The organism is Methanohalophilus halophilus (assembly GCF_001889405.1).
GTDB lineage: Archaea > Halobacteriota > Methanosarcinia > Methanosarcinales > Methanosarcinaceae > Methanohalophilus > Methanohalophilus halophilus.
Map to the genome: position 1 here is coordinate 1,855,760 of NZ_CP017921.1, position 12,484 is coordinate 1,868,243.

The 12,484-nt window shown below is 40.1% G+C and carries 11 protein-coding genes; 5 read left to right on the forward strand and 6 right to left on the reverse strand.

Translation table 11 applies throughout. The features are described 5' to 3' along the window. Positions 1-3: 3 nt before the first annotated feature. A complete protein-coding gene (locus BHR79_RS09520; RefSeq protein WP_072562095.1) occupies positions 4-285 on the reverse strand; it encodes a MarR family transcriptional regulator in 282 nt (93 codons plus the stop codon). Between the two features lie 145 nt (positions 286-430). Here BHR79_RS09520 and BHR79_RS09525 point away from each other — a divergent pair, with 145 nt between their 5' ends. Genes BHR79_RS09525 through BHR79_RS09535 form a run of 3 tightly spaced genes read left to right on the forward strand, consistent with a single transcriptional unit; the run spans position 431 to position 3,110 of the window. Beyond that, positions 431-943: a response regulator gene (locus tag BHR79_RS09525; protein WP_072562096.1), complete on the forward strand. Its 513-nt coding sequence runs from the start codon at positions 431-433 to the stop codon at positions 941-943. An 8-nt stretch (positions 944-951) separates the two neighbouring features. Next, entirely contained in the window at positions 952-2,679 is a 1,728-nt protein-coding gene (locus BHR79_RS09530; protein WP_072562097.1) for a sensor histidine kinase, read from the forward strand. Further along, positions 2,676-3,110, forward strand: coding sequence for a DUF3887 domain-containing protein (locus BHR79_RS09535; protein ID WP_072562098.1), 435 nt, complete (start codon positions 2,676-2,678; stop codon positions 3,108-3,110). The genes BHR79_RS09530 and BHR79_RS09535 overlap by 4 nt, the downstream gene beginning before the upstream one ends. Before the next feature lie 217 nt (positions 3,111-3,327). On the opposite strand, the gene BHR79_RS09540 is transcribed toward BHR79_RS09535, so the two are convergent. The 5 genes from BHR79_RS09540 to BHR79_RS09560 form a co-directional block, all read right to left on the reverse strand. Further along, entirely contained in the window at positions 3,328-3,957 is a 630-nt protein-coding gene (locus BHR79_RS09540; RefSeq protein ID WP_072562099.1) for a YIP1 family protein, read from the reverse strand. A 217-nt stretch (positions 3,958-4,174) separates the two neighbouring features. Further along, entirely contained in the window at positions 4,175-5,089 is a 915-nt protein-coding gene (locus BHR79_RS09545) for a hypothetical protein (RefSeq protein ID WP_072562100.1), read from the reverse strand. 155 nt (positions 5,090-5,244) lie between these two features. Then, positions 5,245-7,959 (reverse strand): cation-translocating P-type ATPase, encoded by a 2,715-nt coding sequence (locus tag BHR79_RS09550; protein WP_072562101.1) that lies wholly within the window; start codon positions 7,957-7,959, stop codon positions 5,245-5,247. Positions 7,960-8,062: 103 nt separating this feature from the next. Further along, complete coding sequence (locus BHR79_RS09555; protein WP_072562102.1) at positions 8,063-8,371, reverse strand: MOFRL family protein; 309 nt, start codon at positions 8,369-8,371, stop codon at positions 8,063-8,065. 13 nt (positions 8,372-8,384) lie between these two features. After that, on the reverse strand, positions 8,385-8,897 hold the full coding sequence (locus BHR79_RS09560; protein WP_072562103.1) for a YbaY family lipoprotein: 513 nt from the start codon (positions 8,895-8,897) through the stop codon (positions 8,385-8,387). Positions 8,898-9,267: 370 nt separating this feature from the next. Here BHR79_RS09560 and BHR79_RS09565 point away from each other — a divergent pair, with 370 nt between their 5' ends. Together BHR79_RS09565 and BHR79_RS09570 are read left to right on the forward strand one after the other, a co-directional pair. Further along, positions 9,268-11,073 (forward strand): glycogen synthase, encoded by a 1,806-nt coding sequence (locus BHR79_RS09565; RefSeq protein WP_072562104.1) that lies wholly within the window; start codon positions 9,268-9,270, stop codon positions 11,071-11,073. Positions 11,074-11,660: 587 nt separating this feature from the next. Next, complete coding sequence (locus BHR79_RS09570; protein WP_072562105.1) at positions 11,661-12,344, forward strand: DUF169 domain-containing protein; 684 nt, start codon at positions 11,661-11,663, stop codon at positions 12,342-12,344. Positions 12,345-12,484 lie beyond the last annotated feature (140 nt).

Here is a 12,484-nt window from a genome sequence, read left to right on the forward strand (position 1 = left end):
GAATTAATCGGAAAACTTCTGGATACGATCATAGAATTCAAGGACAAGCTGTGTCAGTTCACTATCCATATTGAGACTGAAAGTACGTATCTGTTTTCCCAGGGGTTTCTCTTTAACGATACCTGTTTCTACAAGAGGTGCGATTACACGGGCAACACTCGAATGAGACAAACCTGTCTCTTCTGCAATACCTGAGAGATAGGTAGAGTCACCCTTATGGGATATCAGGTTTTTGAGAACTGTCATTTGTGCAGTCTTGCCGAATATCTTTTCAAGAACATCCATCCTGTTTACTTACAATATTATATTTTATAAGGTTTTCTAATTATGGTCAACTTATATCTCTAAATAACAGGTCTTCCATATATTTGGAAAAGCTTTAATAGCATAGACTATTTGATAGGAATAACGAAATTATTTAGTGGTCCTTATGCCCGAAAAAGAACTTGACGATAAGATACTCAGTCTTCTTGAAAAGAATCCGGCCCTTTCTGCAGTCGAACTGGCAGATGTACTGAACATATCTGAAAAAGCAGTACAAACAAGACTTGAAGAGATGGGAGATTCCAGGCAAACCATCCTGATAATAGATGACGAGCCCGACGCCATAATTGCTGCAAAAAGAGCGTTGCAGGCAGAAGGATATAATGTTATTGAGGCATATAACGGGAAAACCGGTCTCGAAGCAATTGAGGAAAAAATACCAGACCTTATTCTTCTGGATGTCATGATGCCGGATATGGATGGTTTTGAAGTATGCAAACACCTGAAAGAAGATGAACTGCATAACCACATCCCCATAATAATGCTTACTGCAAAAGGCGAAGTTGATGACCGGGTAGAAGGAATCGAGACAGGTGCAGACGATTATATTACAAAGCCCTTCAACCTGAGAGAACTTAAAGCCCGAATTCAAATGGTATTGCGCCGGGCACAAAGCTGATCATTCCCATGTTTTTCAGTAATCGACGATATAACATAATAATCATAACTTTCATTGCCCTTCTTTTTATAGGTTCTGTTGTTTTTTTGGGGGCACGTTCAAACTTTGAGGTCCAGGAAATCTTTGAGGAGCAATATACAGAACAACAGACCCTCAATGCAAAGCAAATATCCTCAGGCGTCACAGAGTTTCTGAATGAGAAGATCGTAGCCCTGGAAGTAATAGCAGGTGCTGAAAATGGAGTTCCTGATGACTTCTATATGATATCATTCAAATCCCTTTACGAAAGGTCGCAGGGATTTTATGCCCTTGAGTATATTGATGAAAGCGGCACCATTGTCTCAGGTTATCCTGAAGATAGAGCACCTCTGGGATATAACCTGTATGAAAACAATATGGAGCAAGCTTTCCAAAAAACAAAATCAATGGGCAGGACCTATATTACCGATCCTACATACACGTTTGAAGACGAACTTGCAATGTATGTTTGGGTTCCCGTCTATTCTGGAAATGATTTCAAAGGAACTGTCCTGGCAATAATACGTATCGAGGAAATCACAGAAAGGGTCATACAAAGTTATGATTCATCAGCCGGTTATGTCTATATTATTGATGATAGGGGGAAACTGCTGTATCACAGTGACAACCCAAAAGAAACAGGAAAAAATTATTTCGATATTCTCAATGAGCCCGACCAAGACCGTCTTTACATACTTGGGGAACAGACAGAAGGAAAAGAAGGCGGGGGTCGTTTTGAGGAACTCAACGAAAACAATGAACTGGAAGAAAAACTCGTATCATATGTACCAATAAAATGGTACAATCAGGTGTGGTCTGTAGGTGTTGTGACACCTGTACCTTTCATAACCTCAATTGTACGCTCCATATACCTGAAACAGGCAACCTTTATGATAATAACGACATTTTTCATTTTGTTCTTCACTTCATTGATATCATTGATCTTTTTATCCTGGAATCGTAAATTAGAGGAAGAAGTACATAAAAAAACCGAACAACTTGAAAATTCCAACCAGCGCCTGCAAAAACTCAACCGCGTGAAGAATGAATTCCTATCCATGGTATCCCATGAATTGAAAACTCCTCTAACAGCCATGCGCACATCAAGTGAATTCCTCAGGGAAGAAGACTGTGACAAAGAAACACAGGAAGAAATGCTTGACCTCATAATCCGCAATATAGACAGGCAATCCCGGATGGTTGATGACCTGCTGGATATTTCCCGCATTGAATCAGGCAGGATGGTTTTCAAAGAAGAAAAGATCGACCTCAAAGATATCATTGATAATGCAATCCAGATGATGGAACCAATGGCAACAAAGTATGGAATTGCCATTGAAAGAGAAGTGGATAATGATCCACGGGTCAAAGCAGATAAGGATAAACTGCTGAGGGTTTTTGTCAATTTACTCAACAACGCTATCAAATTCACAGCCAATAAAGGCGAAAACATAAAAATTAAAACTGAAGAAATCAGAGATTTCGTGGAAATAAGTGTCACAGACAGGGGTATAGGCATACCTGAAAATGAGCAGGATAAAATATTTGAAAAATTCTATCAGGTAGACAGTACCTCACGCCGCAAAGTGGGAGGTAGTGGTCTTGGGCTTGCGATTATTAAGGGAATAATAGAAGGCCAGGGCGACTCTATAAGGGTGAAAAGTGAGCCCGGGGTTGGCAGCACATTTATATTTACATTGAGGAAGTGGGAAAAATGAAAAAAATAGTAATAATATGTGTAGTTCTGTTCCTGTTAACAGCAGGATGCCTACATGATTCAGAAGAACTACGTGCAAAGGAATATGCAGACCCCATTGCAAACCAGCTTATTAAAGGGATGCAACAGGACAATTATACACTTTTTTCGGAAAAATTCACACCTACTATGAAAAAGGCCCTGCCTGAGGAAACCTTCTATGAAGTAAACGACATGTTGATGTCCACCGTAGGCAAACCTGTATCATTGGAATTCCTCAAGGCTGTTGAAGGTGAAAGGTTTGTAACTATTGTTTATACAGTTACATTTGAAGACGGTTCAGAAGGATTGTTCAGTATCGCCTTAAAAGAAGAAAACGGAGAAACAAGGGTTGCGGGTGCCTGGATTGATTCCCCTAAATTGCGTCAGGAGGAGGAAAATGTGACCCTTTAACAGGTCACTCATAACGCAGTGCATCCAGTGGATTCATCATTGAGACTTTTTTAGCAGGTATACTTTTGCATTTTAAAAATAACAGTCCCGATGTCACCTGAAAGCAATGCCTGTGGCTCTACACTGTAACTTATCGCTACTGTTGGACTTATCTCTGTATCGGCAGAAGCTGTCAGTAAAAGAGAAAAGAAGAAATAGAGTAAATATTACTTTTTTTTCACGCAATTCCTCCAATATAACTAATGAGGGAATAGAGAATAAGGAGACCGACAGGAAGACCGACAGAAATCAGGGCACCCCGCAGATTTAAGTTACGTGCATTTTTGAGACCAAAAATCCAGATATTGGCACTCCACAGCTGGAATATGATACCAACAAGTGTTGCAACCTGCATCAGGGGATCATTGGAAAGCATCTGGGCCATCTGTGCAGGGTCTGCAGCAGTTGCCTGGAGAGAAGCTGATATCTGGTTTATAACATAAAGGCCAAAGATAGAGTTCAACAGGGCGGGGATGTAACCATAACCTACAAACTCAAGGCTGCGTTTAAATGAGCCTTCCCCGCCAAACAGGGCTGACAGTCCATAGAAAACCGCTGTGTATATCGGCCATACTATCAGGACGCCCAGAAATCCTCCCAAAGCACCACCAATGGCACCTATACTGGCAAATCCTACCCCAACAGCTGCTGATGATAAAATTGCCTTTACCATTATGTAACCGGAAATTGCCCCCAGAAGGGCATTCAGGATCACAATGAAAAAAGGTATTTTGAAATGAATTCTTTCTGTCATCTTTTTTTTGAAGAAACTGTCAGGGTTTGTAAGTACGTTGATAATTTCATTCATAGTATTACCTCAAGAAATTATTAAATTGGAAGTTGCCAGACGGAGTGAAATATTGAGAGGGGTAGTAAGGTGGCATCAATACCGATTGATGGTGCAGTAACCTTCATCTGGCAACACCGAAAGAATAGACTATATAATTGATAAACCTTCCTATATTTAGCCAAGTGAGGGTTGAAAAAGTCGCTTGTTTTGATATATACAGCACTTTAAAAATCTATTAATTAAAATCACCTTCCAACAAACCAGTTATAAAGGGGAGCAGGGATCCGGACACATAACCAACATAATGTACGAGAACATTCGTGCGCACACCATCCGGAGAAATAATATTATCAGGAAAAAGAAAAGCAGAAGTAGCCGGAAGGAATATAATAATAGATACTGCAGTTGCGATCTCAATAATTCTTTCCTGTTTTTTTCTTCCCCATGGACGATGAATTAAATCCAGATTTTCCTGATTCCATCTACGCAGGATTAACTCGGCTCTGGAAACAATCTGGTGTAACACTTCCTGACCCCTTATAATATTGGCAAATACAATAAGAGAACATAAAACTACTAGCCACAAGTGCCCATAAGTAAGGGATATGACCACAAGATTGGTACAGAGTACTGCAAACAGAAGATGAATCGGGTTACCAGTACCCCATTTCCGTGCCATATAAGCAAATGTAGAATACAAAAGATAACCAAACATCACTGCCACAATACCGGATATACCATTAACAGTACCTGCCGAAGGAACACCCTTGAGTGTTAATATTGAGAAAAGGACAGGTAGGAACAAAAAAAAGAATAACATGTGAATTCTAAACTTTATACGTTCAAAATTCAGGGCTATAATAAGAGGCGTTACAAGAAGATAACTTCGCATATTGGAAAGCAGATGGGACAAGTCTACATGTGAATAATTTGATAAGAACATGGGCAATTTAGACGGATCATTTGAATCGAGGACAAAGTACGTTGCAAGCGAGGGATCCGATTGAAGAAGTAAGTATATCACAATGTTTAACCAGGGTACAAAAAGAAGAAAAACAAAAAAATCTACAGGATCATGCATTATATTATCAAGCAATGGTTTGTATGTATCCTTTTTCACTGCAGAAATTTTCTGTCCAACAGTATTCATAAATACACCTTAAACCAAACATATATAAATTTTCATACTGGCCTGAATAAAAATTAATAGTTCTAATGGTACTAAAAAGTTGTAGTGGACGATACACCAATTACTCCTTTTAACCATTTATCCATGTTTCTTAGAATTAAATGGGGAAGCCACTGTCACCATCCCAGAATCCGCTCAATGGCCTTCACATCCTTTCGAATTAAGTATTTTCGGATTTCATCTATGGATAACAAAAGCAATCCAAAAGGAATTGCAAGAGCTATGTATCCAATTGCCACTGGTGAGGTATTAAATATAAGGTTTGCAATAGGGTTCCATATTATAAAAGCAAGGATAAGCAATTCACTTCCAATACCCAGCAGGACAGTTTTGTTATCAAGCAAACTTTTTGAAAATACAGAGTCACGACGGGTCCTGGATATGAATACATTGGCAATCTGGCATATTATCACGGCTGCAAAGAAGGCAGTTATCGCCTGTCTGTACAGGGGATTATCAAAGGGGAGCTGTTGGCCCCAGGTCCATCCACCTTCAAACAGGACTGCGAAATAACAGAAAAACCCGGCAGCAGCTTCAATCGGGCCTTTTATCCCATAGGAAGTCAAAAGTATGGGTGCGGTCAAAAGTTTTTCCGACCTTTTTCGCGGGGGCTTATTCATGATATCCCCTTCACTTTTTTCCATTGCAAGGGCAAGAGCCGGTATAAGATCGGTACCCAGATCTATTGCCAGTATCAACTGTACAGGCATAGGAAGAGGGACAGCCAGCAGGACAAATACAATAAATGGTAAGATTTCGGGCACATTGCTTGTTAAGATATATGCCACGAATTTCTTGATATTATCAAAAACAAGCCTTCCTTCTTCTACTGCATTAACTATAGTTGTAAAATTGTCATCCAGTAGCACCATGTCTGCAGCCTCTCTTGCGACATCTGTACCGCTTCCCATGGCAACTCCCATATCGGCATTCTTTATAGCAGGAGCATCATTGACACCATCCCCTGTCATAGTAACAACCTCTCCGGCTGCCTGAAATGCCTGGACAATATTAAGTTTTTGAACCGGTGATGTACGGGCAAAAACAATACTTCGTTTTTTTAGCCTTTCTGCAAGTTCATCCCTTGAGAGTTCCTCGATTTCCGAACCGGTGATAATTTCCAAATTCTCGTCATCTTCATTTAAACCCACATTCTTTGCAATAGACCGTGCAGTAACAGGATGGTCGCCTGTAATCATAACCACTTTTATACCGGCACTGTGACATTTTGCAATAGCCTCTTTTATCTGTGGCCTGGGTGGATCAACAGTACCGACAAATCCCACAAAGACAAAACCTTCCTGAAACTGCCTGATATCATCCACTGCCCTGTATGCAAAAGCAATAACCCTTTCTCCTTTCTCCGCAAGTTCAATATTTTTTTTCATAAGGTCCTGTTTTCTTTCCTCATTAAGTTCAACAGTACCGTTTTTAGTCATCAGAAAACTGCACATGTCAATGATCACTTCAGGGGCACCCTTGAGATAGGCTTCAAGAGAATTTCCGGGAATGGAACAAATTACCTGCATATTCTTTGTGAGGGAATCAAAAGGAAATTCCTCAAGTCGGGGGTAATCCTTATTCAGTTTGTCAATATCCAGGAACTTATCCACATATACGAGCAATGAGCCTTCGGTAGGATCTCCCACATACCCCCGGGGAGAATCTCTGGAAAGATGAGAATTATTACAAAGTCCCATGATCCTTAAAAATACATCAGGAACCGCAGGTTTATTTTCAGGATCAATTTCCTCAGCACCGATAGTAATGGAATTCACAGACATCTTATTCTGGGTGAGGGTACCCGTTTTATCAGTACATATAACAGTTGTAGAACCAAGAGTCTCAACAGATTCCAATTGCTTTATAAGGGCATTTTTCTTTGCCATCCTTTTAGAAGAAAGAGTAAGGGTAAGCGTAACTGTTGGAAGAAGGCCTTCCGGAACATTGGCAACAATAATGCCTATGGCAAATATGAGGTTTGCAAGAAAAATCTCCTGAATATAATATCCTGCTGCAAAAAACACTATACCTAATAACATTGCAATGGAAGAGATTATGCGGATGAAATTGTTGAGTTCCTTCCTTAAAGGAGTATCAACAGATTCGGTATAGTGTGTCAGGCGGGCAAGCTGTCCTATCTGCGTATAGTTACCAGTTCCGGTTATTATCGCTATGCCGTTTCCTGTCTGTACAAGAGTCCCGGAGAATACCATATTCCTGCACTCAAGTATATTATGATGAGTGCATTCGAGGGATCTAAGCTGTGGTTCAGCTTCACCTGTCAATGGAGAATTATCGACTTTCAGGGAATTTTCTTCAATAAGTCTTCCGTCTGCAGGAATCCGGTCTCCTTCCTCAATGAATATTATGTCACCAGGAACCAGATCCCTTGCCAGAATCTCCAATGTATTTCCATCTCTCAATACCTGGCATTTGGGAGGCAGAAGCCGGTGGAAACTTGCCATTATCTTTTCTGCCTGGTATTCCTGAATAAAAGTAAAAGTTGCATTAAGAACGACAACTACCGCAAGTGCCATCCCTATATAGAGATTACCCTGTCCGGGATCAAGATATTCAGCCAAAAAGGAAAGGAGTGAACCTATCGCAAGCAAAATCGAAAAAAAGTTTCTGTATTGTTTCAAGTACATGCGAAAAGGAGTGATTTTGTTAGCTGCCTCCATTATGTTCTTTCCATAAGTATCGAGGCGACGGCTAGCTTCCATTTGTGAAAGACCACTCTCATCCGTATCCAATTTTACAAATAATTCATCCAGCCCCATTTTATGTACATTTTCAAAAGGCTGGTCAAACTCCCGGTCTAACCCCATTGAATCCCCCGCCTATGTAATTAACACTATTAGGAAATAAACTAATCGCAAATCTCTTTCAATATAAAATATTGATAGGAACAAAATTAATTTTTTAGATATTTTAGTCCGAAATCAAAAGAATATAGATATCCATTACATTGGCCCCTGTGGGGCCGGTAATAAAAAGGTCATCGATTTCTTTAAAGAAAGAATATGAATCATTTTCCAAAAGCATATTAAGAGCGTCAATCCCGGCCCTCTTACTTCTTATAACGGTGTGACCATCTGCAAATGCACCGGCTGCATCTGTTGGACCGTCAGTTCCATCTGTTCCTGCATCCAGGAGCAGTAAATTATTAAGGCCGTTTACCTGGAGGGCAAATGAAAGAGCAAGTTCCTGGCATCTGCCCCCTCTACCCTCACCAGTCACAGAAACCGTGGTTTCACCACCAGCAATTATACAGGCTGGCCGTTCCAGGACTATCTTCGATTAACCCAACAGGTACTTCAACAACACTTTCGACACCCGAATATGGCACATCAACATGTTGGGTCGATAGGTAATCGCCTCCAGAAATAGCACCATCCCCATCAACATCCACATGTGCAGAGAGGGAATAAGTGTGACCCTCCTGAAGTGTTCTATAGTTGATTTCAAAAGGAATATCCGAATCAGTAATATTATTGCGGGAAACATTTTCAAGAGTTGGTTGACCTATTATTGTTGAGGGAGCGTCCGCAAGACTTACATCTTCAATTGTAATGTAAACAGTAACGTTGGAAAATGGTTCTTCCAGTGAGTCAAAGGTAACTGCTCCATTAATTATATTTCCGGTTTCTTCTGCAACTTCCGAATCTTTATAAGCATCAAAATCTGCATAATTAATTGCCATAAGGGATGCCACTGCTATTATCAAGATAAGAATTATTCCTATAATCAAATTACTGGTTTTCATAATCATTACCTCTGCATCCAAAAAAAAAGTAAGAAGATATGTACTTAACTTTAGCTACGAAATAATTTGAAGTCTTCTGATAGCTATTTATTATAGGCAGGATTAAAATAATACTTTATCGTCGTCTAATACCATATTCAACTCTAATTCTCTTTCACCCAATCTTTGTAGAATGGGTTCATGATGTTAGAAAATACGTTGGAAAGATAAAACCTGATGGGGCTTTCCGGATTAACTACATACTAGGCAAAAATCTGTAAACAATTCCTCAATTTTAACAATGTGTTCGAGTCTGCTATAATATAACCAAATTTTTTCAGCAAACATTTATCCTAAAAAAACAGATAACTACTATAAATGGGGTGGATTCATGCTTGAACGCAAATGCATAATAATAGCCGGCGAAGAAGCCGGGCCTAAATCCAATAAGATGGGGGGCATATGGAATGTTATAGATGCTGAAGTAAAGACACTTGCAGCACTGCTTGAGGACGGTACGATAGATGAGGAAACAAAACCCAGGATATTTGTCGCAAGTCCCTATTTTGATCACAGCGGAGTTGACTGGAACAAGAGTCTTAACAGGATAACGGACCTGAGTGAATTGAATGAGTTTGAACTGGACGAAGAACTCAAAAAAGTTTTTGCAAAACTAAGTGAAGAAGGAATTGACCTGGTTGCCAGGTCACGCAATATAAAAGGCATAGAAATCATATACCTGATGTTCAAAACAAATGATTACTGCCGGAAAACAATTGAGTACAAAGGAAAGCCCGTCTGCCTCGAGAATAAGATTAAAGCAGAAGCTTATGACTTGATAGGGCTGGATTCCAGAACCTATGAAAGTATGGGTAACGGTAATGAGTATACCCACTACCTCAATATGTCGTATGCTGTCTCTGAATTTGTCCGTACTTTGGTCTCAATAAAAGAGGAAGAAGGCAAAAAATATACAGACAAGGCAATCTCTGAATTTGTAACTTCTCTTATGCCGACATTATACGTATCTCTGCATTGCCATGAATTTGGCCTTTTTTACGCAATAGCCCGGCTCGAAAAATTGGGAGTAAAGGTAAACTCAGTTGCCACCTGCCATGCCACTATTCCGGGCAGGGCAGCAGGGCATCGTTCAATCCAAAAGATTCGGGACAATGACAGCACCTGGGATGCAGGTGTACCCATAAATATGGCTAAATTGGAATCGCTGTCTGACTATGCTGATGTTGTAACAGCTGTAGGTGATTCTACCAAAAAAGAGATATCGCTTTTTTATGGTATCGATTCAATAGTGGTACGAAATGGTATCGAGCTCGATACAGAGAGAGAGGAGATCTCATGGGACAAAAAAAACCAATGCAGGGAACAAATTCAGGAATTTATGTCTGAAAAACTACACAATGTACATGATGGGATTCCCATAGATCCGGAAAAAATAATCCCGATTTTTAGTTTATCGCGTATAGAAATTGATAACAAGGGTTATCCGGATCTCCTTGATTCGCTTGTGCTTCTTGACAGGATGATACGAATAGAAATCGAATCTTCCCGCCTGGATGAAGGTTACAGGGTAGTATGTTTTATAATTACAGCTCATGGACCAAAAACCAATCCGCCCGAAAATTTCCCAATAGAATTGCCTGAAGAGATTTTAATAGGGTCTGAGCTCAGGCTTCAAAATATGATCCTTGAACGTGGTCTTGATGCAGGCAAGCTGGTCAATGGGAACCGGCACGTAGGTGCAGTATTTTATCCCCAGTGGCTGTCAAGCAATGATGGGGGGCTGAATATGGAAGTAGATGAACTCATGGCGGGCTGCATTGCGGGAATCTTTCCCTCCAGGTATGAACCCTTCCTGCTAACCGGACTGGAAGCAGGTAAGGAGGCAACCCCGAGTATTGTCAGTAAGGTTTGTGGCTTTAGTGACGCTCTGAAAACCCTCAAGCGTCTGGTTATGGGTATGGGCGGGGTCATAGTCGTCGATAATATCACTTTGCCCTACATTGAGACTATAGCAGATTATGCATTGACAATGGATTATTTTATTGAGACCTATACTGATGACCGGATTAAGTACAACCTCCTGTGCCGGGAAGCAAATCTTCTTGCACGTGATATGAACTGGAGGGATCCGGTTAAGAATTATTATGAAATGCTGACAGGCAAAAGATTGGAATAAACTCAACATCCTGACTGTACATTCACAAAAAATTATATAGGAGAACTTGTTAATTGGAATATGGGTGGTGGGTACATGTCGCAAATACGCAAACACTATTTTTAGCTCAGGTGACTTATTACCAATCACTGGAAAATATCAAACATGTTTCACTATTCAAAAACAAAGACAAAACACCAAGTTGATCTTTAAATATATCCATTCCCAATTGCTCAGACTGCCGGTTATGCCCCCGATCTGGGGAAAGAAATCCAGTATATAAATTTTTTTGAATTCGTGTCCTTACTGCAACATCTTAGTAAAAGAATGCGGAATTAATCGGCTTTTGTACCGCAATGAGGAATTTATAATGATTGCTCATTATTATTCTCGGTACATTACTAATTATGGGTTTCCCACAGGAGACAAATTCATCAGATAGAATGAAAAGACATATAGATACATTCAATTGCAAACCAATTTGAAGTATATTGATGCTGTTTTGCATATTAGGACCAGTTGTGCAGTAAAAATGCAAAACTTATATATTAAGCAGTTATGTGCATTGGTTGAAATATCTTCACCAATAAAAAAAGGAAATAACAAAAATGAAAATTGAAGAAATAAACCAGATGGGAAAAGAATTGAAAGATCTGTTAAAACTCAAAAATCCACCGGTAGCTGTTTCCCTTGTGCCAGACACTCATGAAGTACCTGAAGGTATCAATAAAATTGAAGAAAAAATGAGACACTGCCAGATGGTGGACAAAGTTCGCAAAGAGGGAAGCGAATTCTATGCCCTGGCTGATGACCAGCAATGCAAAGGTGGTGCAGCTGTTATGGGACTGCAGGAAATGGCACCCAAACTTGCCAACGGGGATGTCTATTACAACCTGAACCGTTACAAAACAATCAACTCCGCAAGACGTACTATGCAACAGGTTCCCAGACTCAAAGCAGGATCTACAAAAGCAGTACTATATGGCCCTCTGGAAAAGGTGAGTTTCATCCCGGACGTGGTACTTGTTATCGATACACCTAAAAAGGCAATGCAACTCTCACAGGCCCTTTTGCATCGCTTTGGAGGACGGGTTAATGCAAGCTTCGCAGGAATCCAGAGCCTATGTGCTGACGGGGTTGTCCAGCCTTATAAGGATGGACACATAAGCGCATCCTTGGGTTGTGGAGGAAGTCGAAAGTATGCCAATGTTGCAGAAGATGAAATGATAATCGGTATCCCTGTGGAAAGGCTGCATGATATGATAGAAGCAGCTCATGAGATGTTTGGCTGAATCTTTGCACGTTATTTTATATCTTGAATATGGGGTGACATCTACAAGCCATTAAATCACCTCATTTTTATTTTAATAAATAATAAATTTTACTTTTTTACCATCCAATTATATGCTCAGATATTCACAATCGTTAACTA